General features: G+C 65.7%; 15 protein-coding genes and 3 rRNA genes. 1 reads left to right on the top strand and 17 read right to left on the bottom strand.

Features of this window, described 5'->3' with window-relative positions:
• The 17 genes from mrdA to ACQP1K_RS08295 form a co-directional block, all read right to left on the bottom strand.
• Entirely contained in the window at positions 1-2,061 is a 2,061-nt protein-coding gene (gene mrdA / locus ACQP1K_RS08375; RefSeq protein ID WP_433500302.1) for a penicillin-binding protein 2, read from the bottom strand.
• A complete protein-coding gene (mreD, locus tag ACQP1K_RS08370) occupies positions 2,058-2,573 on the bottom strand; it encodes a rod shape-determining protein MreD (protein ID WP_433500301.1) in 516 nt (171 codons plus the stop codon). Before mreD ends, mrdA begins: the two co-directional genes overlap by 4 nt.
• 17 nt (positions 2,574-2,590) lie before the next feature.
• Positions 2,591-3,688 (bottom strand): rod shape-determining protein MreC, encoded by a 1,098-nt coding sequence (gene mreC, locus ACQP1K_RS08365; RefSeq protein ID WP_433500300.1) that lies wholly within the window; start codon positions 3,686-3,688, stop codon positions 2,591-2,593.
• Between the two features lie 128 nt (positions 3,689-3,816).
• Positions 3,817-4,848, bottom strand: coding sequence for a rod shape-determining protein (locus ACQP1K_RS08360; protein ID WP_433500299.1), 1,032 nt, complete (start codon positions 4,846-4,848; stop codon positions 3,817-3,819).
• Between the two features lie 202 nt (positions 4,849-5,050).
• Positions 5,051-5,461, bottom strand: coding sequence for a nucleoside-diphosphate kinase (gene ndk, locus ACQP1K_RS08355; protein ID WP_433500298.1), 411 nt, complete (start codon positions 5,459-5,461; stop codon positions 5,051-5,053).
• A 145-nt stretch (positions 5,462-5,606) separates the two neighbouring features.
• Positions 5,607-7,184, bottom strand: coding sequence for a hypothetical protein (locus ACQP1K_RS08350; RefSeq protein WP_433500297.1), 1,578 nt, complete (start codon positions 7,182-7,184; stop codon positions 5,607-5,609).
• 11 nt (positions 7,185-7,195) lie between these two features.
• Positions 7,196-7,543, bottom strand: a complete 348-nt coding sequence (locus ACQP1K_RS08345; protein WP_433500296.1) for a DUF4233 domain-containing protein — start codon at positions 7,541-7,543, stop codon at positions 7,196-7,198.
• Between the two features lie 94 nt (positions 7,544-7,637).
• On the bottom strand, positions 7,638-8,921 hold the full coding sequence (locus ACQP1K_RS08340) for a bifunctional folylpolyglutamate synthase/dihydrofolate synthase (protein WP_433501517.1): 1,284 nt from the start codon (positions 8,919-8,921) through the stop codon (positions 7,638-7,640).
• Between the two features lie 693 nt (positions 8,922-9,614).
• Positions 9,615-9,731 (bottom strand): 5S ribosomal RNA (gene rrf, locus ACQP1K_RS08335).
• Positions 9,732-9,807: 76 nt separating this feature from the next.
• Positions 9,808-12,918, bottom strand: a 23S ribosomal RNA gene (locus ACQP1K_RS08330).
• Between the two features lie 533 nt (positions 12,919-13,451).
• Positions 13,452-14,972 (bottom strand): 16S ribosomal RNA (locus ACQP1K_RS08325).
• Together the 16S, 23S and 5S rRNA genes form the textbook arrangement of a ribosomal RNA operon.
• A gap of 951 nt (positions 14,973-15,923) precedes the next feature.
• On the bottom strand, positions 15,924-18,506 hold the full coding sequence (locus tag ACQP1K_RS08320; protein ID WP_433500295.1) for a valine--tRNA ligase: 2,583 nt from the start codon (positions 18,504-18,506) through the stop codon (positions 15,924-15,926).
• 105 nt (positions 18,507-18,611) lie between these two features.
• Positions 18,612-19,895: an ATP-dependent Clp protease ATP-binding subunit ClpX gene (clpX, locus tag ACQP1K_RS08315; RefSeq protein WP_433500294.1), complete on the bottom strand. Its 1,284-nt coding sequence runs from the start codon at positions 19,893-19,895 to the stop codon at positions 18,612-18,614.
• Between the two features lie 192 nt (positions 19,896-20,087).
• A complete protein-coding gene (locus ACQP1K_RS08310) occupies positions 20,088-20,753 on the bottom strand; it encodes an ATP-dependent Clp protease proteolytic subunit (protein WP_433500293.1) in 666 nt (221 codons plus the stop codon).
• Positions 20,750-21,394, bottom strand: coding sequence for a ClpP family protease (locus tag ACQP1K_RS08305; protein ID WP_433500292.1), 645 nt, complete (start codon positions 21,392-21,394; stop codon positions 20,750-20,752). The genes ACQP1K_RS08310 and ACQP1K_RS08305 overlap by 4 nt, the downstream gene beginning before the upstream one ends.
• A gap of 367 nt (positions 21,395-21,761) precedes the next feature.
• Positions 21,762-23,156, bottom strand: a complete 1,395-nt coding sequence (tig, locus tag ACQP1K_RS08300; protein ID WP_433500291.1) for a trigger factor — start codon at positions 23,154-23,156, stop codon at positions 21,762-21,764.
• 212 nt (positions 23,157-23,368) lie between these two features.
• Positions 23,369-24,235, bottom strand: coding sequence for a helix-turn-helix domain-containing protein (locus ACQP1K_RS08295; RefSeq protein WP_433500290.1), 867 nt, complete (start codon positions 24,233-24,235; stop codon positions 23,369-23,371).
• Positions 24,236-24,528: 293 nt separating this feature from the next.
• On the opposite strand from ACQP1K_RS08295, the gene ACQP1K_RS08290 reads away from it, so the two are divergent.
• A complete protein-coding gene (locus tag ACQP1K_RS08290) occupies positions 24,529-25,008 on the top strand; it encodes an ATP-binding protein (RefSeq protein WP_433500289.1) in 480 nt (159 codons plus the stop codon).
• Positions 25,009-25,752 lie beyond the last annotated feature (744 nt).

Genomic DNA, 25,752 nt, shown 5'->3' with positions numbered 1-25,752 from the left:
TCACTGGGCCGCCACCCCATCCCTGATCACCGGCAGCCGCGCCGCGGGCCTGCCGTCCGGAAGCGCCGGCTTGAGCGGCTTGCCGTCCTCGCCCTTGCCCACTCCGAAGATCCCCTCCCAGATCCGGCGTACGGCGGGCGCGGCGGTGGAGGCGCCCCATCCGCCCTGGGACACCATCACGACGGCCACGAAGCGCGGATTGTCCGCGGGGGCGAAGGAGGCGAACCACGACGTGTCGTTCTTGCCGTAGACCTCCGCCGTACCGGTCTTGCCGCCGACCTTCACCCGGTTGAAGTCGAACCCGCGGAACACGGCCGCTGCCGTACCGGTCACCGGCACCTGGGCCAGCGCCTTGCGTATGTAGTCGCGTACCTCGTCGCTGATGGGCAGATGGCCCTCGATCGGCACCGGGATCTCCTTGACCAGCGTGCCGTCCGGCCGGACCAGGGCCCAGCCGATCCGCGGGCTGCGCACGTTGCCGTCGCCGACGAGCGCGGCGTACGCGCGGGCGAGCTGGAGCGGCGTCACCAGCACGGCGCCCTGACCGATCGAGAAGTTGATCGCCTCGTAGGCGTGCCAGATGTAGCCCTCCACGCAGTTCTCGTGGGCGAGCCGCTTGGCGTACGCCGCCTTGGCGGCGTTCTTCATCTCGGGGTAGCCGGTCTTGGCCCGCCGGCACATGGTGTCCTTCATCGAATTCCACAGCTTCTTCTTCCACTCCCGGCTCGGGATCAGGCCCGGGCTCTCACCCGGCAGATCGATGCCGGTGCGGTGGCCGAAGCCGTACGCCTTGGCCATGTGGGTCATCGGCTCCTTGGGAGTGCCGGTCGGCTTCTCGCCGCCGTCGCGCTTCCACTGCTCGTATCCCGCCCTGTAGAACACCGTGTCGCAGGACTTCTCGAGCGCCGTGTGCAGTGAGATCGACCCCAGGGACATGCCGCCGGCGTTGCTGTACGAGCGGCCGGCGGCGGTGTAGGAGCTCGGGCACTCGTAGGCGCCGTTCAGCGAGGCGCCGTCGGCGATCATCGCCGAGGCCGAGCTGATCTTGAAGGTGGACCCGGGGGCGAACGTGCCGCTGATCGCCCGCGACATGAGCGGCTTACCCGACTTATCCGACAGCAGCCACCGATAGTCCTTCTCGGAGATGCCGCCCACCCAGACCTTGGGGTCGTAATTCGGCCTGCTGGCCATCGCGACCACCCGTCCGGTCTTCACGTCCAGCACGACGCCCGCCGCCCCGTCGGACTGCGGCGTCTCCCGCATCGCCTGGTCGAGCGACTTCTCCACGATCCGCTGGACCCGCTCGTCGATGCTGGTGACCAGAATGTCGCCGGGCACCGGGTCCGACCGCTGATCCACCTTGATGACCTTGCCCATCCGGTCCACCTGGACCCGCCGCAGGCCCGGCTTGCCACGCAGCGCCGCGTCGTAGGTCGCCTCCAGCCCGCCCCGGCCGGTCAGGTCGACACCGGAGTAGTTCGCCTTGAGCCCCTCGCGCTTCTCCAACTCCTGCTCGGTGACCGGCTGAAGGTAGCCGAGCAACTGGACGGCGTCCTTGCCGTGCGGGTAGTCGCGCCTCGCCTGGATCTCGGCCGTGACACCCGGGAAGTCCTCCTGGCGTTCCAGGATCTGCAGCGCCTGCCGGGTCTTCACGTGCTCGGCGACGGGGATCGGAGTGTACGGCGAGCCCGGCCAGCAGGGCTTCGAGACGCCCGGCCCACAGGCGCGGATCTGCGTTTTCAGCTTCTCGTACGGGATGCCCAGCACAGGCGACAGCCGCCGGAGCACCGCGGCACCGCCGTCGGGCATCCGTTCGAGCCTGGACCGGTCGATCGACACCACCAGACTGGTGCGGTTGCGGACCAGCGGCTGGCCCGACGAGTCGAGGATCGAGCCGCGTACCGCCGGCACCCGCACCTCGCGGGTACGCGTCTCGGTCGCGACGACGACGTACCTGTCCCCCTGCACGACCTGCACCTGCCACAGCCGGACGACGAGCACCACGATCATCGCGATCACGAGCACCTGCAGGACAAGCAGTCGCCCCCGCAACCGTGTCATGCCATCCCCCGTCCCCAACCCGTCGTCGGCCTCGTCCCGTGCGACCCGGTCCTGCCGCGTCTTCGCTGCCGGTAGCGGCCGGACAGCAGCCACACCACGGCGGGGGCGGCCACCAGGTCACACAGCGCGGCGCGCGGCCAGGCCGTGCCCAGGACGGTCCAGGTGACTCCGGGATTGCCCAGCAACGCGCCGATCCCCGCGGCCAGACCGGGCGCGATGACCGCGAAGATCGCCACCGTGAGCATCGGCGCGTTCTCGCCGAACCTGCCCGCGACGAAACCGAGCGCGCACAGCAGCAGCGCGTACTGCCCGAGCGTGTGACTGGCCGGCGGCAGCAGGTCGTAGGCGAGGCCGCCGCAGAAACCGATCACCGCTCCGGCCGTCGGCCCTCGCAGCGCGGCGAGCGTCAGAATGGTCAGCAGCACGAAGTCCGGTGCGTACGCGCCGAGCAGCCGGTTCACCAGGCTCACCTGCAGCACCATGGCGGCGAAGATCAGCAGTGCCGCGGACATGTTGCGGAGCATCAGGGTCAGTTCCTCCCGTCGCTGCGCGCCGCTCCCGCGGCCGCCGGACGGCGCGGCGCATCATGTGCCCGCGGACGGCGGTTCCGGTTCCCGGGCTCCGCGCCGCCTCTTCCCTCCTCCATCTGCGCCCACGGCTCGGCCTGGGCCCGCGTCTCATCGGCCGCCTCGTCGTCACGATCGGCTCGCTTGTTCTTGTCCGCACGATCGCGCGCCTGCTTGGCCTGCTGCGGAACCGGCGGGAGCACCGAGTCGCGCGGATCGCGCTTGGGCGCCTGGGTCACGACCCCGACGACGTCGAGCGACGAGAAGTCGGTGAACGGCTCGACGTATGCGATCTTGGTGAGCTCTCCCGGCAGCGACTCCACCCGCTGGATCTCTCCGATGGGCACACCCGGGACGTACGGCTTGCTGCGCTGCGAGCCGAAGGAGACGATCCGGCCGCCCGGAGGCAGCGGCACCGTCGAGTCGAGCAGCCGGAACTTGATCAGGTTGTCGCCGCCTCCCGCCTCGCCCAGGCCGCTCACGACGCCGATCTGGTTGCCGCCTTCGAGACGGGCTCCCGCCGAGATGGCGGGATCGGTGAGCAGCGCCACGGTCGCGCTGTCGGCCGCCGCCCTGACCACGCGGCCGACGAGCCCGGCGCCGGTGAGCACGGTCATGTCGGGCCGCACCCCGTCGTTCGTGCCCGCGTCGATCTCGACGGCGTCCTCGAACCCCGGGAAGTCCCGCCGCGCCAGCACCTGAGCCGGCACGACCCGGTAACGACCCAGACCCGCCAGCCCGAGCATCCGGTCCAGCTTCGCGGCCCGGGTGCCGTCGAGCTGCAGGGAGGCGACCTCGGTGCGCAGCTTCGCGTTCTCCTTGCGCAGCGCGACGATGGTCCGCTCCGCTTCCGGAGCGGCCCGGAGCATGCCCACGAAGTCCCTGACCGGCTTGGTGACGGTCGCACTCACCTGCTCGGCCTTGGAGAAGATCCCGGATGCCATGTCGTGCACCGGGCCGAGGACCGGCCCGCTGCCCACCCGGTGATCCACGGTGATCAGGACCAGTGCGGCGGCGAGGAGAAGTCCGACCGCGAGACGGGCGCGGCGGGTGTCTCTCATGACCGCTCCTTAAGTCGTGTGTCCAGGAACCGAGAACGTCAGCCCCACCGGATGGGGCGGCACGGGTCCGGGCGAGCCCCCGGGAGGGTCTGGCAAATGCCCTCCGTCGCCGATTTGCCAGACACTCCCTAGTTGCGGGGCTCGGGTACGAGCACCTGCTGCAGGGCCTCGAAGTCCTCCACGCACCTGCCCGACCCCATCGCGACCGAGTCGAGCGCGTTGTCCGCCAGGTGGACGGGCATCCCCGTCTCCTCGCGCAACCGGTCGACCATGCCCTTGAGCAGGCCGCCCCCGCCGGTCACCGCGATGCCTCGATCCATGAGGTCACCCGAGAGCTCGGGCGGGCACTTGTCCAGCGTGGTCTTCACCGTGTCGACGATCACGTTGACCTGCTCGCACATCGCCCGGCGGATCTCTTCGCTCGAGATGACCACCGTCTTGGGCAGGCCGGACACCAGGTCCCGGCCGCGGACCTCGGCGTGGACCTCTTCACCGGAGGGACCGGCCGACCCGATCGAGATCTTCACTTCCTCGGCGGTCCGGTCCCCCAGCATCATGGAGTATTCCTTCTTGGCGAAGGCGACGACCGCCTCGTCGAGTTCGTCACCCGCCACGCGGATCGACTGGCTGGTCACGATGCCGCCCATCGAGATGATGGCCACCTCGGTGGTGCCGCCTCCTATGTCGACCACCATGTTTCCGGTGGGTTCGTGGACGGGCAGACCGGCCCCGATCGCGGCCGCCATCGGCTCCTCGATGATGTAAACACGCCGGGCACCGGCCTGGTATCCCGCTTCCTTCACCGCGCGCTGCTCGACCGCGGTGATGCCGCTGGGAACCGCCACAATGATGCGAGGCCGCACGAAGTGCGTGCGCCGGTGCACCTTCTGAATGAAATATCGCAACATACGCTCGGTCACATCGAAGTCCGCGATCACCCCGTCTCGCAGGGGGCGAATCGCGACGATGTTGCCGGGCGTACGCCCGATCATGCGCTTCGCTTCTATGCCAACCGCCACGATCTTTCCTGTCGTGACGTTGATGGCGACGACCGACGGCTCGTTCAGCACGACGCCGCGGCCTCGCACGTAGACCAGAGTGTTCGCCGTGCCAAGGTCGACAGCCATGTCACGGCCCAGGAATGTCAGCTTGCTGCCCATGCGGAAGGAAGCCTTCCTTCAGGTGGTTAGCGGGATAACTCATCGCACTCGAATCGTAACTCGGTGCGTCCATGACTCGGCACATCGAGCCATCAGGCACCGGAAAAATCGCCGCCACCCCGGCCAGATGATGGTCACCACCTGGGAAAACACCGCAGGCCCCGGGTTTAGCCCGGGGCCTGCTGTGCGGCAAAGCGAAGCCTCAGAAGCGGTCAGGAAAGAAGATCTTGATTTCACGGGCGGCCGACTCGGGCGAGTCGGAGCCGTGCACGATGTTCTCGCCGATCTCCAGGGCGTGGTCGCCGCGGATGGTGCCGGGAGGCGACTTGACCGGGTCGGTGGCACCCGCCAGCGCACGGAACGCCTCGATCGCGCGCGGCCCCTCCACCACAAGCGCCACCAGTGGAGCCGAGGTGATGAACTCGACCAGCTCGCCGAAGAACGGACGCTCGGAGTGCTCGGCGTAGTGGGCCTTGGCGGTCTCGGCGTCGAGCGTGCGCAGGTCCATCGCCACGACCTTCAGGCCCTTGCGCTCGATCCGGCCGATGACGTCGCCGATGAGGCCGCGACGGACCCCGTCCGGTTTGATCAGGACAAGCGTACGCTCGGACACGGTTTCTCTCCTTGTCGAATGGGGCAGCGGGGCTGCTCGCCGGATGTACGCGGCTCGGTGGCGGTGTCCACCCGGAGATCCCTGTTTTCTGGCGAGATCGTCCCGGCGCCCGGGTCAGTCCCAGGGCTCCAACCGCAACGGCAGCTTACCGGTCCCCGCCCGCGTCTCCGGCCGTACCTTTGTCACCCTCGGGCGACGGAGTCGGCGCCGGGATCGTCACCTGTGCGTCCTGTCTGCTCTCCAGGGGCGAGGCCGTACCGGCGGCCGTCGCCGCCCCTGGAAGCGCCGCTGCGCGGCGGGCCAGGAACTGGGTCAGAATGATGATCCCGACGACCACGCCGCCGCCTACCTGCGTCCACTTGTGCAGGGCGTCGATGAAACCGTTCGCCACCGCCTCTCCCGTGGCCGGTCCCGATTGGCTGATCAGGTTCAGCATGAGGACCTGGATGCCGGTGCCGAGCAGGAAGCCGGCGAGCACCGCGGGAAAGCACATGGACAGACCCAGCAGCGCCGACCCCACTCCCGCCAGCCGGAACGCGCTCACCAGGGCCACTGCGGAACCCGCCGCGAGCAGCGTGAACGGCACGACGAGCGGCCAGCCCGTAGGTTCCGGCACGAGCCACCAGATGGCGCAGAGGCCGGCCACCATCGTCACCAGTCCCGCGGCCGGCAACTGCGCCACCTTCCGCTCCGGAAGCATGCCCACGACGACGGCGGCGACGAGAGCGAGCACAGCGGCGAGGAGGAACGGCAGCCACAAGCCCTTCAGCCCGGGCCCGCCGAGCCCGCCCAGTTCGATGTAGGTGGTCTGCGCCGCCGTGGGCAGCACGATCAGACCGATCGCCACGTTGACGAAGGCAAGCGTGCGCCCGCCCGGCCCCTCGAACGTGCCCGCCGCCCCGAGCCCCAGCATCACCAGCACACCGGCCGCCGCGACAGCGGCGGCGACGACGACCAGGACGGGGGGCCAGTCGAAGGTCAGGAAGATGGCGAGCGCCGCGATGCCCGCCGCCGGCACCACCGCCATCATGAGCCGCCCCCGCTCGGCGGTGGAAGCCCGTACCCCGCCGGGCTCTCCGGCTCCGCCCTCGTCCGCCTCGCCCGCGCCCTCGATCAGCCACAGGACCAGGTAGGCGGCGGCCAGCACGAGAGCGACGCCGGTCAGCAGCGGGTACGGCTGAAGCGTGACCCGCCAGGAGCCCGAACCGTCGAGCGGCCAGAGCGCGAGCGCCTGGGCCGCCAGCAGGCTCACCGTGAGCATCCCCGCCCAGATCGGCAGCAGGACGTTCCTGCGCGGCCGTTCCGAGACGACGACGAGCGTCGCCGGGATGAGCGCCCCCGCCCCCACGCCGTGAAGGACACGCAGCACCCCGACCACGCTCGTCGAGTCCGCGTACCCGCCGGCCGCGTCGGCCACCGCCAGCAGCGCGAGCCCCGCTACGAGAATCGGCGCGGCGCGGAACCGGCGTACGGCGACAGACGCGAGCGGCACGGTCAGCAGCATGGCGGGCAGCGCCAGACCATGCGCTCGCATCATGTCGACGTGTGAGACGTCCGGAGGCAGCAGCGCCGCGACGACCGAGATCGTGTTCGGGATCGCGACCACGGCGAGTGGCAGGGCCACCACGATGAGCAGCCCTGCGACGACGTCCAGGAGCAGGGGAACGCGCACGGCGCGAACCGCGACGGCGGTCCGGGCCTGCGGAATGGGAGGGACGGCCATGGTTGCCGACTTTAGCGCTTCGTCGCGCCTTCGACACGGTGAGCGACGAAGATGGCCGTAATCCAGAGCAGCGCGAAGATCAATCCGAGGAAGAACATGGCCGGAACGAGAAATCCGGTGGCTATCGCCAGGATCTGGATGACTGATCCCGCGATGTATGCGTACGGGCGCTTGAGCATACCTGTCACCACGACGCACAGGACGGCGAGCCCGATCCCGACCGTCACCGCGAGCGGCACCGGAACATCGTTGATCGTGATGGCCACCGGGATGGTCAGGGCGACGACGATGGCCTCCATGCCGAGCACGCTCGCGCACAGCCGGCGTTTGCCGGGAGTCACCTCGAACAGGTAGTTCATCTCGCTCTTCCCATGTCGTTCGTCCCGATTCCGCTTCCGTGACGTCCCACACCGCGGACGCACCGGAAGGCCGCCACCGCCCCGAGAGATCGCCTCATCTCTCGACCCCGAGCAGAATGCGGGCCTCTCCGACGGTCACCACGGAACCGGTGATGAGCACCCCCGACCCCAGCTCGTCACCCTGATCGGCCAGAGTGACGGCGATGTCGATCGCGTCATCGAGCCGTCCAGCCACATGGACGCGATCCGATCCGAAGATGCTCTGTGCCCGAAGGCCCAGTTCGTCCGGCTTCATCGAGCGCGGCGAGGAGTTCCGGGTGACCACGACCTCCTCCACCACCGGTTCGAGCAGTTCAAGGATCGTGTTGACGTCCTTGTCACCCATGGCGGCCACCACGGCGATCAGCCGAGTGAAACCGAACGCCTCGGTCAGCGCCTCCACCGTGGCTTCCATTCCACCGGGGTTGTGCGCGGCGTCGATGACAACCGTCGGACCACGCCTCACGACCTCCAGCCGTCCCGGGCTCGTCACCCGCGCGAACGCCTGCCTGACGACCTCGTCACCCAGGGGATCGTCGCCTCCCGTGAGCGCTTCTACCGCCGCGAGCGCGCACACCGCGTTCCCGGCCTGGTGCGCACCGTACAACGGCAGGAAGACCTCCTCGTACACCCCCTTGAGGCCCTTGAACTGGAGCATCTGACCGCCTATCGCGAGCTCGCGGTGGAGCACGCCGAACTCCAGCCCCTCACGCGCGACGACCGCACCCATCTCCGCCACCCGTCTCATCAGCACCTCGGCGGCCGGAAGCGGCTGCTGCGCGAGTATGGCCATCGCCCCCGGCTTGATGATGCCGGCCTTCTCCTTGGAGATCGTCGCGACGTCCGGACCGAGATACTCGGTGTGATCCAACGAGATCGGGGTGATGACGGCGACCGCACCGTCCGCGACGTTGGTGGCGTCCCAGACCCCACCCATGCCCGTCTCGATCACCGCGACATCGACCGGCGCATCCGCGAACGCGACGAATGCCATCGCGGTGAGCGTCTCGAAGAAGCTCAGCCGCCCGACCTTGGTATCGATCATTTCGAGGTACGGCTCGATATCCCGGTAGACATCGGTGAAACGAGCCTCGGAAAGGGGCTCCCCATCCACCGAGATGCGTTCACGGACCGAGGTGAGATGAGGGCTCGTGTAACGGCCGACACGCAGATTACGTTCCCGTAGCAGGCTCTCGATCATCCGAGCCGTACTCGTCTTGCCGTTGGTCCCGGCGATATGGATGACTTGAAACGCTTTCTGCGGTTCGCCGATGAGCTCCATCAGCGCGCTGATCCGTTCAAGGGAGGGGTGGAAATCCCACTCCACTCCTCTGGCCATGATGGCCTGCTCGGCGACTCGGTATTCCACGACCATCAGCGTACGGGCTCACCGCGACGGTGATGTTCTCGGGCGTCCTCCCGACGCCGAGGGGTCGGGAGGTGGAGCGAGTGGAGTGAGAGGGTGGCTGGTGTACGGAGATGTGGGTGTCGGGGTTTGATGTGGTGGGTGGCCGGGGCCGGATGCCCTGACAGGTGCGGGCAGGGACGGGCAGCTGTTCCGGCCGGCCGTGACAGTCACGCCCTGGCGGCAGAGGCCTCCGGCCTCCCCGGGCGCGGTGGTCCCGGCACGGTCTTACGCCGGCCGGAACACCCACCCGCCCCCACCCACACCACGGACGCGCCACAGCACCGCCCCCACGGCCAACACGAACCGACCCCCACGAACCCCCGGCCGCAAACAAAAAAAGGGAGGCACCCACGGCCTCCCGACACCCGCCCGCCCGGCACCCGGCACAGAAAACGGGGGACGCCCCCCGAACACACCGCCAACGACCCAGCCCCGCACAACGCGACCAGACCCAGAAACACGCAGGCCGCCCGACAAGGAACAGCCCCGAAGCGCCTCCACCCACACAACAAAAAACGGGGGGCCACACCACCCCCCGAACACACGCCCCACACCCACACACGCACAAAGCCCGGAAACGCGTGCAGGCCGCCCCACAAAAGGGACGGCCCACACACCACAATTGTCCGGCGGCGACCTACTCTCCCACACCCCCACGGATGCAGTACCATCGGCGCTGGAAGGCTTAACTACCGGGTTCGGAATGTAACCGGGTGTTTCCCAACCGCTAAAACCGCCGTAACCCTACCAAACAGCCAACCACGGTCCGGTTGCTGCTCGAAAATCACACAGTGGACGCAAACACCGAAAAAATCTTGTGGTCAAGTCCTCGGCCTATTAGTACCGGTCAGCTCCACACGTTACCGCGCTTCCACTCCCAGCCTATCAACCCCATCATCTACAGGGGGCCTTACCCCAAACGGGTGGGAGACCTCATCTAAAGGCAAGCTTCCCGCTTAGATGCTTTCAGCGGTTATCCCTACCGAACGTAGCCAACCAGCCATGCTCCTGGCGGAACAACTGGCACACCAGAGGTTCGTCCGTCCCGGTCCTCTCGTACTAGGGACAGCCCCTCACAAGTCTCCTGCGCGCGCAGCGGATAGGGACCGAACTGTCTCGCGACGTTCTAAACCCAGCTCGCGTACCGCTTTAATGGGCGAACAGCCCAACCCTTGGGACCTACTCCAGCCCCAGGATGCGACGAGCCGACATCGAGGTGCCAAACCATCCCGTCGATATGGACTCTTGGGGAAGATCAGCCTGTTATCCCCGGGGTACCTTTTAGCCGTTGAGCGACACCGCTTCCACACGCCGATGCCGGATCACTAGTCCCAGCTTTCGCTCCTGCTCGACCCGTCAGTCTCACAGTCAAGCCCCCTTGTGCACTTACACTCACCACCTGATTACCAACCAGGCTGAGGGAACCTTTGGGCGCCTCCGTTACCCTTTAGGAGGCAACCGCCCCAGTTAAACTACCCACCAGACACTGTCCCCCACCCGGATCCACGGGCGCGGGTTAGACATCCAAAACGACCAGAGTGGTATTTCACCAATGACTCCACGACAACTAGCGTCACCGCTTCACCGTCTCCCACCTATCCTACACAAGCCGCCCCAAACACCAATGTCAAGCTGCAGTGAAGGTCCCGGGGTCTTTCCGTCCTGCTGCGCGAAACGAGCATCTTTACTCGTACTGCAATTTCACCGGGCCTGTGGTTGAGACAGCGGGGAAGTCGTTACGCCATTCGTGCAGGTCGGAACTTACCCGACAAGGAATTTCGCTACCTTAGGATGGTTATAGTTACCACCGCCGTTTACCGGCGCTTAAGTTCTCACCTTCGCACCCCGAAGAGTGCTAAGCAGTCCCCTTAACGTTCCGGCACCGGGCAGGCGTCAGTCCGTATACATCGTCTTACGACTTCGCACGGACCTGTGTTTTTAGTAAACAGTCGCTTCCCCCTGGCCACTGCGACCCCCACCAGCTCACAACGCACAGTCGATCACCAGCAGAGGCCCCCCTTCTCCCGAAGTTACGGGGGCAATTTGCCGAGTTCCTTAACCACAGTTCACCCGACCGCCTCGGTATTCTCTACCTGACCACCTGAGTCGGTTTAGGGTACGGGCCGCCACAGCACTCACTAGAGGCTTTTCTCGACAGCATAGGATCACCCACTTCACCACAATCGGCTCGGCATCACACCTCAGGCACATGAGGAGCGGATTTACCTACCCCTCGCCCTACATGCTTACCCCGGGACAACCACCGCCCGGGATGGGCTACCTTCCTGCGTCACCCCATCGCTTACCTACTACCAGCTCAGGCCGAGCGTTCACCCTCACCCGCCACCCGAAGGCAACAGGGGGCTAAGGACTCTTAGTATCACCAGGTTCAGTATGGGCGCACCACAGCGGGTACGGGAATATCAACCCGTCATCCATCGACTACGCCTGTCGGCCTCGCCTTAGGCCCCGACTAACCCTGGGCGGATCAACCTGCCCCAGGAACCCTTGGTCATCCGGCGCAGAAGTTTCTCACTTCTGACTCGCTACTCATGCCTGCATTCTCACTCGCGCACCCTCCACCACCGATCACTCGACAGCTTCACCGGACGCACGACGCTCCCCTACCCACCCACAACCAGAACAACGTCCAGTCACAGGTGCCGCGACTTCGGCGGTATGCTTGAGCCCCGCTACATTATCGGCGCAAAATCACTTGACCAGTGAGCTATTACGCACTCTTTCAAGGATGGCTGCTTCTAAGCCAACCTCCTGGTTGTCACTGCGACTCCACATCCTTTCCCACTCAGCACACGCTTAGGGGCCTTAGTCGACGATCTGGGCTGTTTCCCTCTCGACCACGGAGCTTATCCCCCGCAGTCTCACTGCCACGCTCAACTTACCGGCATTCGAAGTTTGGCTGACGTCAGTAACCTTGTCGGGCCCATCAGCCAACCAGAGCCCTACCTCCGGCAAGCACCACGCAACGCTGCACCTAAATGCATTTCGGGGAGAACCAGCTATCACGGAGTTTGATTGGCCTTTCACCCCTACACACAGATCATCCCCCAGGTTTTCAACCCTGGTGGGTTCGGGCCTCCACCCAGTCTTACCTGAGCTTCACCCTGCCCATGCGTAGATCACTCCGCTTCGGGTCCACAGCATGCGACTCAAACGCCCTATTCAGACTCGCTTTCGCTACGGCTCCCCCACCCGGGTTAACCTCGCCACACACCACGACTCGCAGGCTCATTCTTCAAAAGGCACGCAGTCACATCACACACAAGGCGAACCCTGTGTACGCTCCCACGGCTTGTAGGCACACGGTTTCAGGTACTATTTCACAACCCCTCACCGGGGCGCTTTTCACCTTTCCCTCACGGTACTCGTGCACTATCGGTCATCAGGAAGTATTTAGGCTTACCAGGTGGTCCTGGCAGATTCACACAGGATTCCTCGAGCCCCGTGCTACTCGGGACAACCCCCAGCAGTCGGCATGATTTCACCTACCCGGCTTTCACGGTCTCCGGCCGCCCATCCCAGAACGTTCGACTACCACACCGATTTATCACTGCTTGAGAAGACAGCGGTCTCCTCCAGAAGCTCCCACAACCCCGCACACGCAACGCCCGCCGGCTATCACACGCGCACGGTTTAGCCTCCTCCGCTTTCGCTCACCACTACTCACGGAATCACTATTGTTTTCTTCTCCTACGGGTACTGAGATGTTTCACTTCCCCGCGTCACCACCAACCGCCCTATACATTCAGACGGCGGCAACACCACATGACTGGTGCTAGGTTTCCCCATTCGGACATCCCCGGATCAACGTCTGGTTGGCGACTCCCCGAGGCTTAACGCAGCCTCCCACGTCCTTCATCGGCTCCTGATGCCAAGGCATCCACCGTGTGCCCTAAACAACTTGGCCACAAAAGATGCTCGCGTCCACTATGCAATTCACAAACAACAACCAGAAAAACCAGCCCACCCCACCACCAAACACGCGACCCACACCCCAGACGACAACCACCACCACCGCAGCACAACACCACGACAGCAACAGCCCACCCAGGCGCAGACCCCGCCGGTATGGCAGGAGACCAGCCCCGCACGAAGGAAAAAACACCCGACAACCACCGGCACCCTCGCCCCACGCCCCCACCGCAGCAGGAACACAAAACGAGAACACCCACAGCCATCAGGAAGCCCGTTCCCTCAGGACCCAACAGTGTGCCCGGACTCTCCCAGCCCGCCCCATGCCTTTCCCACTCCGTGACAACCACGGCGGTACTCACCAACAGACCGACCAGAACAACCCGAATAACCAGTGCTCCACTAAGCAGCACGCCACGCACCGAACACACGCCGATGACCGCAGCGACACTAGACCAAACCCCCAACACCCAACCCCCCACAGCAAGGCAGAGAGAAGATGCCACGAGCCGGCCAGATGCTCCTTAGAAAGGAGGTGATCCAGCCGCACCTTCCGGTACGGCTACCTTGTTACGACTTCGTCCCAATCGCCAGCCCCACCTTCGACCGCTCCCCCCCAAACGGGTTGGGCCACGGGCTTCGGGTGTTGCCGACTTTCGTGACGTGACGGGCGGTGTGTACAAGGCCCGGGAACGTATTCACCGCAGCGTTGCTGATCTGCGATTACTAGCGACTCCGACTTCATGGGGTCGAGTTGCAGACCCCAATCCGAACTGAGACCGGCTTTTAGGGATTCGCTCCCCCTCACGGGTTAGCAGCCCTCTGTACCGACCATTGTAGCATGTTTGCAGCCCAAGACATAAGGGGCATGATGACTTGACGTCATCCCCACCTTCCTCCGAGTTGACCCCGGCAGTCTCCCATGAGTCCCCGGCCGGCCGAAGCCGCCGCTGGCAACATGGAACAAGGGTTGCGCTCGTTGCGGGACTTAACCCAACATCTCACGACACGAGCTGACGACAGCCATGCACCACCTGTACACCGGCCCCGAAAGGAACACCCGTCTCCGAGCGCGTCCAGCGTATGTCAAACCTTGGTAAGGTTCTTCGCGTTGCGTCGAATTAAGCAACATGCTCCGCCGCTTGTGCGGGCCCCCGTCAATTCCTTTGAGTTTTAGCCTTGCGGCCGTACTCCCCAGGCGGGGCGCTTAATGCGTTAGCTACGGCACAGGAACCATGGAAGATCCCCACACCTAGCGCCCAACGTTTACAGCGTGGACTACCAGGGTATCTAATCCTGTTCGCTCCCCACGCTTTCGCTCCTCAGCGTCAGAACTGGCCCAGCAAGCCGCCTTCGCCACCGGTGTTCCTCCTGATATCTGCGCATTTCACCGCTACACCAGGAATTCCACTTGCCCCTACCAGCCTCTAGCCTGCCCGTATCCACCGCAGACCCGTAGTTAAGCCACGGGCTTTCACGGCAGACGCGACAAGCCACCTACGAGCTCTTTACGCCCAATAATTCCGGACAACGCTTGCGCCCTACGTATTACCGCGGCTGCTGGCACGTAGTTAGCCGGCGCTTCTTCCACAGGTACACGTCAACTTCGTCCCTGCCGAAAGAGGTTTACAACCCGAAGGCCGTCATCCCCCACGCGGCGTCGCTGCGTCAGGCTTCCGCCCATTGCGCAATATTCCCCACTGCTGCCTCCCGTAGGAGTCTGGGCCGTGTCTCAGTCCCAGTGTGGCCGGTCGCCCTCTCAGGCCGGCTACCCGTCGTCGCCTTGGTAGGCCATCACCCCACCAACAAGCTGATAGGCCGCGAGCCCATCCCCAACCGAAAAACTTTCCACCACCACCAGATGCCCGGAGTGGTCATATCCAGTATTAGACCCGGTTTCCCAGGCTTATCCCAGAGTCAGGGGCAGGTTACTCACGTGTTACTCACCCGTTCGCCGCTCGAGTACCCCGAAGGGCCTTTCCGCTCGACTTGCATGTGTTAAGCACGCCGCCAGCGTTCGTCCTGAGCCAGGATCAAACTCTCCAAACAATGTCTGAAAAGAAACCCCAGCCAACACCCACCACCACCGAAACAGCAGTGAATGCCGATCAAAGGAATCCGTCCCCCACACACCCACAAAAAAGGGGCGCGCGAGAACGGGGTAATGCATCAAAATGCACTGGCTTTTAGCACACTGTTGAGTTCTCAAGAAACGGACGCGTACACCACCACCCGGAAACCCGACCAGCGGGCGATCCCAGGATCCGGGGCGTTTCAGACCATTTCGTTGTATCTCTATTCTGCCGAGTTACTTTATTCTTGTCAAATCGCCTCGACCGAGACCATTTTCCATGAATTCCGTCACTCGTCGGAATTTTTATGCTCCGTTTCCGGAGCCCCTCCAACTTACCCGAACCTCGCGGCCCCGTCGAATCGCGACAGAACACACACCGAAATTCGGTCAAGGAAGAGGAGTCGCGGAGAGCCTAGCAGCCGTTCTCCCTGAGGGGGATCGAGGCGCACCGGGCCTGCCGCGCCCAAGTAGAGTAGCACCCCCTCAAGGGTGCAGTGGTTAACTTCCTGTACTTCCCCGTGGGATGGCTGTCCAAACCTGCCGGGGGCGGACAGCCGACGCGCTTGACGGACACAGCGGCCTGGCAACGCTCACGGCCACAAGGCGCGGGGGCGGGCGGGTCCTCCGGCCGGCTTAGGACCGTGCCAGAGACCACCGCGCCCGGGGAGGCCGGAGGCCTCTTTCACCGGATCGCAACTATCACGGCCGGCCGGAGGACCCGCCCGTTCCCGCGCCGACCGTACCCACCCAGCCTCAGCCGGCACCCATCCGACTTCAAGCGCACACGCGAATTCAAGCGCACACGCACAAGCCCCGGAGGCCGTGAGCACCCGAGCCCCGGAATCACCGAGGCCGGAACCCCTCACGTCGGTGGGCTCCTGTGACTCGGTCGGTTACCGGATGGCTCGGATGCTCGCGTGTCTTGGCTAGGACGGCAGTGCGGCGAGCTGGGACTCGATGCGGGAGATGTCCTCTTCGGCCTGAGCGGCCCGCTGGCGCACCTTGGCGACGACGTTCTCCGGTGCCTTGGCCATGAACTGCTCGTTGGCCAGCTTGCCGGTGACCTGGGCGTGCTCCTTGCGGGCTGCGGCCAGATCCTTCTCCAGCCTTCTCCGCTCGGCCGCCACGTCGATGGCGCCGGCCGTGTCGATCTCCACCAGGACCGCACCGACGGAGAGCCGAGCCGTCGCGGCGAAGGTCTCAGAGGGGGCTTCGAGTCGCAGCAGCGACCGGATGGCCTTCTCGTGCGGGGCGAGAGCCGTACCGGACAGGGACAGTCGCGCGGCCACGCGCTGTCCGGGCTTGAGGCCCTGGTCGGAGCGGAATCTGCGCACCTCTGTGACCAGTTCCTGAACGGACGCGATCTCCTGTTCGGCGGTGACGTCTTCGGCCAGCTTGGCCGAGACGGTCGGCCAGGGAGCGATCACGATCGATTCGCCACCGGTGAGAGCCCGCCACAGTTCCTCGGTCACAAACGGGATCAGGGGGTGCAGAAGCCGCAGCAGGGCGTCGAAGACATGGCCGAGGACGCGCTTGGTGTTCTCGGCGACCTCACCACCAGCGGAGATCTGGATCTTCGCTAGCTCGACGTACCAGTCGCAGACCTCGTCCCAGGCGAAGTGGTAGAGCACGTCAGAGGCCTTGGCGAATTCGAAGTTCTCGAAGGCCGTGTCGACCGATGTGATGACCGTCTGGAGGCGGGAGAGGATCCACCGGTCTGCGGCGGTGAGCCGCTCCGGCAGGCCGTCCGAAACGGCGCCGTTCATCAGGGCGAAGCGCGTCGCGTTCCAGATCTTGTTGCAGAAGTTTCGCGATCCGGCCGCCCAGTCTTCGCTGATCGCCACGTCCGATCCGGGGTTGGCCCCGCGTAGCAGCGTGAACCGGGTGGCGTCCGCGCCGTAGCGACTGATCCAGTCGAGTGGATCGACGACGTTGCCGAACGACTTCGACATCTTCTTGCCGAACTGGTCGCGGACCATGCCGTGCAGTGCCACCGTGCGGAACGGCGGCTGCCCGTCCATCGCGTACAGCCCGAACATCATCATGCGGGCGACCCAGAAGAACAGGATGTCGTAGCCGGTGACCAGCACCGTGGTCGGGTAGAAGCGGGCCAGTTCCGGCGTGGCGTCGGGCCAGCCGAGCGTGGAGAACGGCCACAGGCCTGAGGAGAACCACGTGTCGAGCACGTCCTGGTCCTGCTCGTACCCGGCGGGCGGCTCCTCGTCCGGGCCCACGCACACCATTTCGCCGTCGGGGCCGTACCAGACCGGGATGCGGTGGCCCCACCACAGCTGCCGGGAGATGCACCAGTCGTGCATGTCGTCGACCCAGTCGAAGTAGCGCTTGGCCATCTCCGGCGGGTGGATGTTGGTGCGCCCGTCGCGGACCGCGTCGCCCGCCGCCTTGGCGAGCGGCGAGACATTGACGAACCACTGCAGCGACAGCCTCGGCTCCACCACCGTCTTGCAGCGGGAGCAGTGGCCGACCGAGTGCACGTACGGCCGCTTCTCGGCGACGATCCGGCCCTCCTCGCGCAGCGCGTCGACCACGGCGGGCCGTGCCTCGAACCGGTCGAGCCCCTCGAACGGTCCGTGCGCCGTGATGACGCCCCGCTCATCCATGATCACGATGGATTCCAGCGAGTGACGCCGCCCGATCTCGAAGTCGTTGGGGTCGTGCGCCGGGGTGACCTTCACCGCGCCGGTGCCGAACTCCGGGTCGACGTGCTCGTCGGCCACGATCGGGATGAGCCGCCCGGTCAGCGGTAGCTCCACCTGCTTGCCCACCATGTGCGCATAGCGTTCGTCGGCGGGGTGGACGGCCACGGCGGTGTCGCCCAGCATGGTCTCCGCCCGTGTGGTGGCGACCACGATCTCCGTGTCGCCCGAGCCGTACCTGATCGAGACGAGCTCGCCGTCGTCCTCGGTGTGCTCCACCTCGATATCGGACAGCGCGGTCAGGCAGCGCGGGCACCAGTTGATGATGCGCTCGGCACGGTAGATCAGCCCGTCGTCGAACAGCCGCTTGAAGATCGTCTGGACGGCCCGGGACAGGCCTTCGTCCATGGTGAACCGCTCGCGCGACCAGTCCACGCCGTCGCCGAGCTTCTTCATCTGGCCGAGGATCCGTCCGCCGGACTCCTCCTTCCACTGCCAGACGCGCTCGACGAACGCCTCGCGGCCGAGATCGTGCCGGGACAGACCGTCCTTGGCCATCTCGCGCTCGACGACGTTCTGGGTCGCGATGCCGGCGTGGTCCATGCCGGGGAGCCACAGGGTCTCGAAATCCCGCATGCGGGCGCGGCGGGTCAGCGCGTCCTGGATGGAGTGGTCGAGCGCGTGCCCGACGTGCAGCGAGCCGGTCACGTTGGGCGGAGGGAGCACGATGCTGTACGGCTCACGCCCGCTGCCCGTGTGAGCGGTGAAATACCCCTCGGATACCCAGCGCTCGTAACTACGGGTCTCGACATCGGCGGGCGCGTACTGGGTAGGCAGCTCAGGCGTTGTCATGATGCCCAATTCTAGGGATGTCCGGCCGCCCTCTGTACCGTCTCGTCGGCAGCGCGTCGCCGTACACCGTCTCTTGGGGCCGGCCACCTCCGGCCGGCCTGATTGCTATGCGGACTTCTCTCTCGGGGTGCGCTGCTGCTTGGCCTGGAGCTGGTCACGCGGCACGAGGGTCGGGTTCACATGCTCCAGTACGGCCTCGCGGGTGATGACGACGCGGGCCACGTCCTGCCTGGAGGGCACCTCGTACATCACCGAGAGGAGGACCTCCTCCAGGATCGCCCGCAGTCCGCGGGCTCCGGTGCCGCGCAGGATGGCCTGGTCGGCGATCGCCTCCAGGGCGTCGTCGGTGAACTCCAGCTCGACGTTGTCCAGCTCGAACAGGCGGTGATACTGCTTCACCAGCGCGTTGCGCGGCTCGGTGAGGATCTGGATCAGCGCTTCCCTGTCCAGGTTGTGCACCGACGTGATCACCGGAAGCCGGCCGACGAACTCGGGGATCATGCCGAACTTCAGCAGGTCTTCCGGCATCACCTCGGAGAAGATGTCCGAGGCGTCGATCTCCTCCTTGGACCGGATGATCGCGTTGAAGCCGATGCCCTTCTTGCCGATCCTCGATTCGATGATCTTTTCCAGGCCGGCGAAGGCACCGCCACAGATGAACAGCACGTTCGTGGTGTCGATCTGGATGAACTCCTGATGCGGATGCTTGCGGCCGCCCTGCGGCGGCACGCTCGCGGTCGTCCCCTCCAGGATCTTCAGCAGGGCCTGCTGGACGCCCTCGCCGGAGACGTCCCGGGTGATCGACGGGTTCTCGCTCTTGCGAGCGATCTTGTCGACCTCGTCGATGTAGATGATGCCCGTCTCGGCCTTCTTGACGTCGTAGTCGGCGGCCTGGATCAGCTTGAGGAGGATGTTCTCCACGTCCTCCCCGACGTACCCCGCCTCGGTCAGCGCGGTCGCGTCGGCTATGGCGAACGGGACATTGAGCATCCTGGCGAGGGTCTGCGCCAGCAGGGTCTTGCCGGAGCCGGTCGGGCCGAGCAGCAGGATGTTGGACTTCGCCAACTCCAGGCCGTCGTCACGAGAGCGCTCGCCGGACTGAACGCGCTTGTAGTGGTTGTACACCGCCACGGACAGGGCCTTCTTCGCCTTGTCCTGGCCGATGACGTACGCATCGAGGAACTCGAAGATCTCACGCGGCTTGGGAAGGTTGTCCCACTTGAGCTCGGAGGACTCGGAGAGCTCCTCCTCGATGATCTCGTTGCAGAGATCGATGCACTCATCGCAGATGTAGACGCCTGGTCCGGCGATGAGCTTCTTGACCTGCTTCTGGCTCTTGCCGCAGAACGAGCATTTGAGCAGGTCTCCCCCGTCGCCGATGCGTGCCACCCCAGATACTCCTTTGCGTGGGACCGCCCTGCCGCCGCGGTCGCTTCCGTCCGCACCCGGTCTGGCTCCGGGGCGAAAACGTCATCCCGCTCAGGTTTCGACGTTACCGTCTTCTGGGCCCTCAGTGAGCCCCCTGGCGGCGAGTCGCACCGGAACGTGCCCAATTGGGACGCGTTCCGGTGCGGCAACTCCTCAGGAAGCAGCGATCGCCGCCGCGCGCTTCTTCCGGGACGGGATGATGTCGTCCACCAGCCCGTACTCCTTCGCCTCCTCCGCGCTGAGGATCTTGTCGCGCTCGATGTCCCTGCGGACGTCGTCGGGCGCCTTACCCGAGTGCCGCGCGATGATCTCCTCGAGCAGCGACCTCATCCGCAGGATCTCACGGGCCTGGATCTCGATGTCACTCCCCTGACCCCCGCCCTCGGTATAGGGCTGGTGGATCAGGACACGGGCGTTCGGCAGCGCGAAGCGCTTGCCCGGAGTGCCGCCGGCCAGCAGGACGGCCGCCGCCGACGCCGCCTGGCCCAGGCAGACCGTCTGGATCTCCGGACGGACGAACTGCATCGTGTCGTAGATCGCCGTCATGGCGGTGAACGACCCGCCCGGGGAGTTGATGTACATGCTGATGTCGCGGTCCGGGTCCAGCGACTCCAGCGTCAGAAGCTGCGCCATCACGTCGTTCGCCGAGGCGTCGTCGATCTGGACGCCGAGGAAGATGATGCGGTCCTCGAACAGCTTGTTGTACGGGTTCATCTCCTTCACGCCGTACGACGTGCGTTCGACGAAGGAGGGAAGTACGTAGCGGCCGTTGATGTCTCCCGGCCGGATCAGCTCGCTCACTTGGAAAGCTCCAGTCATGAGACGGCGCCCTCGGAGGGCACCTGACGCGCGCTGCGCACGACATGGTCGATGAAGCCGTAGTCCTTGGCCTCCTCGGCCGTGAACCAGCGGTCGCGGTCGGAGTCACGCTCGATCTGGTCGAGCGGCTGCCCGGTGTGGAAGGCGATGCGCTCGGCGAGCGTCTTCTTCACGTACAGCATCTGCTCGGCCTGAATCGCGACGTCCGCCGCGGTTCCGCCGATGCCGCCCGAGGGCTGGTGCATCATGATGCGCGCGTGCGGCAGCGCGTACCGCTTCCCGCGCTCGCCGGCGCAGAGCAGGAACTGCCCCATCGAGGCGGCCAGTCCCATCGCGACCGTGCAGACGTTGTTCGGCACATACTCCATCATGTCGTAAATCGCCATGCCGGCCGTCACCGAACCGCCCGGGGAGTTGATGTACATCCAGATGTCGCGGTCCGGGTCGTCCGCGGCGAGGAGCAGGAGTTCGGCGCAGAGCCGGTTGGCCACCTCGTCGTTCACCTGGGTCCCGAGCACCACGATGCGCTCCCGCAGCAACCGCTGGTAGAGCTGGTCTTCGAGGCGGGTCGGGCCCTCCTCACGGCCCCGGGCCTCAAAACCGGAGCCTGTAGACGGGAAGAAGGTCGGCGGGCTGGTCACAGCGTCACCTTCCAATGCGTCGTAATCGGTTGGCTTTGCTTGTGACCTTAACGCGCGCCGCCGACAGGTCATGCCTCCTCACCGTGCTGTTCGCTGTCGGCGCAGGTTCCCCGTCTCACCGGCATGGAGTGGTGCTCACGGCCGTCTTTCCCGTCGCCGCGCGCCTGCACGGTGTCGTACGAATGCCCAGGTCATGCCTGTATGACCGGATGGCGGGGCGCGTACGGCGAGAAATTTACTGGAATTTACCCGGGAATAGCGGCGAAAACCCCCGACGCACCGAAGCGCGTCGGGGGTCAATCCGCTCAACGGGTCGGCCGGCGTTTACCGGAGCACGACCATCGGAATTTCGGCGAGAGCCGGAAACTCAGCTTTCCGCGGGCTGCTCCGGCTCGTCTCCGGCCTGAGCCTGCTCCGCCCCGACCTGCTCCTGCTCGGGGTTGAGCTCGGCGTAGATGGCCTTGAGGTCGATGACGTTGCCCGCCTCGTCCTTCACGCTGGCGGCGTCGCCCACGATGGTCTTGGCCTTCTCCCGGACGATCTCCATCATCGCGAGCGGGAGCTGGTTGTTGTCGGCGAGGTGCTGGGCCAGCGTGTTCGGGGCGACGCCGAGCTGCATGGCGCGGCGCACCACGAAGTCGGTGAGCTCCTGCTCGCTGACCCCGAGGTCCTCGGCCTTCACGATCTTGTCGAGGACGAAGCCCGCCTTCAGCGCCTTCACCGCGTTCTGCTCGTACTCGGCGAAGCGCTCCTCCTCGGTCGTCTGGTAGAGGCGGAAGTAGGCCTCGCGGCTGAGCCCGCTCTCCGCCACCTCGTGGTCGAGGTTGTGCTTGCGGGCGTCGACCTCCGCGGTGAGCGCGCTTTCCGGCAGCGGAATGTCGATCTTCTCGAGCAGCGCGTCCAGGGCCTTCTCGCGGCTCTCCACGACCTGCTCGATCAGCTTGTTGCGGCGGATCTGGCTCCTCAGCCCGTCCTTCAGCTCGTCGAGCGTGTCGAACTCGCTGGCGAGCTGAGCGAAGTCGTCGTCCAGCTCGGGCAGCACCTTCTCCTTGACCGACTTGACCGTGATGATCACGTCGGCCTCCTCGCCGGCGTTCTCGCCGCCGACGAGTGTGGTGCGGAAGGTCTTCTCGTCGCCCGCCGACATGCCCTGGAGCGCCTCGTCCAGCCCCTGGAGCACCGAGCCGGCGCCGACCTCGTAGGAGACGTCGGCGGCCTGCTGCTCCTCGAGGTTCTTTCCGTCGATCTCCGCGCGCAGGTCCATCACGACGTAGTCGCCGGTGGCGGCCGCACGCTCGACCCCGGTCAGCGTGGCGAAGCGCTGGCGCAGCCCGGTGAGCTGGGCGTCGATGTCCTCGTCTGTCACCTCGGCCACGCCGACGACGACCTCGAGGCCGGCGAAGTCGGGCACCTCGAAGGCCGGGCGGATGTCCACCTCGGCGGTGAACTCGACCTGCTCTCCGTCCTCGAGCTTGGTGACCTCGATCTCCGGCTGGCTGACCGGGAAGACGTCGGTCTCGTCCACGGCCTGGCCGTACAGCTTGGGCAGGGCGTCGTTCAGGGTCTCCTCGAGAACCACCGCGCGGCCGAAGCGCTGCTCGATGATCCGGGCCGGCACCTTGCCGGGACGGAACCCGGGCACACGCACCTGCTGCGCGACCTTCTTGTAGGCGGCCTGCAGGCTCGACTCGAGCTCCTTGAACGGCACCTCGACGGTGAGCCTGACCCGGGTAGGGCTGAGCTCCTCGACAGCGGTCTTCACGGGGTGGTCTCCTTGATCCAGCGTCTGGTGATCGCGGGCGCTTAGTGCACGACAACCGCGGCACAGCAAACGCGCGCCGCGCCCACGTGAGAGGCACAGAGACTACCGCCCGCCAGGGCGTAACCGCTTAGGCATGCTCGACTGTGGCGGGTGTCCAGCGCCAAGGGCAGTCTAGAACAGACCGGCGCCTGGCAGCGACAGCCACGGGGCTGTCATAGGTCGCCGATGATCCGCTGGAGCAGATTCACGGTATCCGCCGGGGTCGTGCTCACGGCGCACAAACGCTCCATGACCTCGGTATAGCGATCGATCTCCTCGCGTTTGTCCAGGTAGAGCGCGCTGGCGAGTTGCTCCACGTAAACGATGTCGGGAAGCTCCGGGTCGGCGAACCGCAGGATGCTGAAGGCCCCGCCCTCCGCGGCGTGCCCTCCGTGACTGAACGGAATGACCTGGATCGTCACGTTGGGCTGATTCATCAGGTCGATGAGGTGCTGGATCTGGCCGCGCATCACGTCCACACCGCCGATCGGCCGCCGCAGCGCCGCCTCGTCGATCACCGCCCAGAACAGCGGGCCTTCGCCGCCGTCCAGGATGCGCTGCCGCTCGAGGCGCAGGTCGACCCGTCTGGCGATCTCCTCGGGCACCGCGCCGACCGCGCCCGCCGTTATGACGGCACGCGCGTACTCCTTGGTCTGCAGCAGGCCGGGGACGAACTGAACCTCGTAGGTGCGGATGCGGGAGGCCGCCTCCTCCAACCCGACATAGGTCTGGAACCAGCCCGGGAGCACGTCGTTGAACCGGTGCCACCAGCCGGGCTCGTTGGCCTGCTCCACCAGGCCCATCACGGCCGCCCGCGTCTCCTCCCCCTCCACTCCGTAGAGGGTGAGGAGGTCGGCGACGTCGCGCTCCTTGAAGCTGACCCGGCCCAGCTCCATCCGGCTGATCTTGGATTCCGAGCCGCGGATGTACTGCCCGGCCTCGTCGCGGGAGACGCCCTTGTCCTCCCTGAGCCTGCGGAGCTGCGCCCCCAGGAGGATACGGAGAGCCGTCGGGCCCGATCCGGGTTGGATCTGCATCACGACGCCTCCCTCTCAGCCCGGCCCTCTGCGTACCACTCGTGCCGCCAAGGGAAGCCCCGCACGACACCACCCCCAGCCCACACAGTGTCACCAGTTCCGGCCCAATTGACAAGGTCTCATCCACGTCACCCTGCGACACGCCCCGAAAGTCTAAGCTGTGCATTTGCACACGCCAGGTGCACGTGCATTTGGGGCTTGCATGGGGGATGGTGCCTGTTCCATCATGGCTTGGTGCATATTGGGTCACATATGCGCCAAGCCATGGAGACGGGCCAGCAGGAGGTACGGGCGGCATGTCGGAGAAGTCCGGGTCCGCCGGTTCCATGATCCGCGAGACGGGATTCGACTGGTTCCTTCGTACGGCCGGCGAGTCCGATACCAGGACGTGTCCGCTGCGCCCCCAGGCCGACTCCGTCGGTCGAGCACGCGAGGTCACCCGGAGCACCCTGCGGCAATGGGGCCTGACCGAGCTGAGCGAGGACGCGTCGCTCGTCGTCTCAGAACTCGTGACGAACGCCGTACGTTACGCGCGGTATCCGGTCGGCGAATGGAGCGACCACCCGATCACGCTGGTGCTGCTCCACGTCGCACCGCACGTCCTGCTGGCCGTCTCCGACCCCAGTGACCGCGTCCCGGCGCCGAAGGAACCCGACTTCGTCTCCGAACACGGCCGGGGTCTCTACATCGTGGAGACCTACAGCCAGGCCTGGGGATGGGACCCTCTCGACCACGGCGGCAAGGCCGTGTGGGCTCTCCTTCGCTGCTCCGGCTGACGCCACCGCAGACTCGAACCCCGCCGGTCGCCTGTTCCCATCCTGGATGCGACCGCGTCGCACTGGACATGCCGGAAGGCCGCGGCCCTGCCGATCCGAAGATCCGCTCGTCAGCCGCTCTTAGCGGAAGCCGGAGAACATGTCCGCCCGGCCTCGCTTGTCGGACCCGCCCCGGTAGACCGCTCCACCGTGATCCCCGCCCCCATCCCGATCGCCTACAGGGGTGGCACGGCCGACGTCCATCGCGGAACCGGCTCCATACGAACGATCTCGGCGACTCGCCGAAGATCGAAAAGGTCGCGCGGTGAAACCGGCGCTCCATCTCGTTCACGGCCCACCTCCGACGCAAGGATCTCGCCCCGGGCCAAGGGCGTCCATACGTTCTGAGGTCCTGCGAGACGCGACTCTCAACTGGCGTGGAACCAGGGGGAGCTGTACAGCGGCCAGTACAGCAACGCCGCCTCACACGAGCACACTGCACCGGCCTGCATATAACGATCGAGCAGGGCGGCGAGCGAGCAACAAGGGGATTGCCCTTCCCTTGTAAACAGATGGTCCTGCGACCGCCGATCAGGAGGTTATCGGCAGCTCGCGGGCGCGAGTTCGCGCGGATGCCCGAAGCTCGCTCAGGTATTTGGTGAAAGGCGTGATTCCTGTTCTGGTGCAGGTCTACTGGAACAGTGCAAGCAACGGCTTGGAGCTCTCCCTGACTCTTCAACCATGTCACCCATTGGCTCCTCTTGG

The organism is Sphaerimonospora sp. CA-214678, from assembly GCF_050942215.1.
Classification (GTDB): Bacteria; Actinomycetota; Actinomycetes; order Streptosporangiales; family Streptosporangiaceae; genus Sphaerimonospora.
Note: the sequence above shows the minus strand (reverse complement) of the source record. Positions and strands in the feature narration are given on the sequence as shown.

Excerpts from the sequence above, each read along its gene's own strand:
- mrdA (WP_433500302.1), bottom strand. The coding sequence starts at position 2,061 with ATGACACGGTTGCGGGGGCGACTGCTTGTCCTGCAGGTGCTCGTGATC.
- mreD (WP_433500301.1), bottom strand. The coding sequence starts at position 2,573 with ATGTCCGCGGCACTGCTGATCTTCGCCGCCATGGTGCTGCAGGTGAGC.
- mreC (WP_433500300.1), bottom strand. The coding sequence starts at position 3,688 with ATGAGAGACACCCGCCGCGCCCGTCTCGCGGTCGGACTTCTCCTCGCC.
- ACQP1K_RS08360 (WP_433500299.1), bottom strand. The coding sequence starts at position 4,848 with ATGGGCAGCAAGCTGACATTCCTGGGCCGTGACATGGCTGTCGACCTT.
- ACQP1K_RS08350 (WP_433500297.1), bottom strand. The coding sequence starts at position 7,184 with ATGGCCGTCCCTCCCATTCCGCAGGCCCGGACCGCCGTCGCGGTTCGC.
- ACQP1K_RS08345 (WP_433500296.1), bottom strand. The coding sequence starts at position 7,543 with ATGAACTACCTGTTCGAGGTGACTCCCGGCAAACGCCGGCTGTGCGCG.
- ACQP1K_RS08340 (WP_433501517.1), bottom strand. The coding sequence starts at position 8,921 with ATGGCCAGAGGAGTGGAGTGGGATTTCCACCCCTCCCTTGAACGGATC.
- ACQP1K_RS08320 (WP_433500295.1), bottom strand. The coding sequence starts at position 18,506 with ATGACAACGCCTGAGCTGCCTACCCAGTACGCGCCCGCCGATGTCGAG.
- ACQP1K_RS08310 (WP_433500293.1), bottom strand. The coding sequence starts at position 20,753 with ATGACTGGAGCTTTCCAAGTGAGCGAGCTGATCCGGCCGGGAGACATC.
- ACQP1K_RS08290 (WP_433500289.1), top strand. The coding sequence starts at position 24,529 with ATGTCGGAGAAGTCCGGGTCCGCCGGTTCCATGATCCGCGAGACGGGA.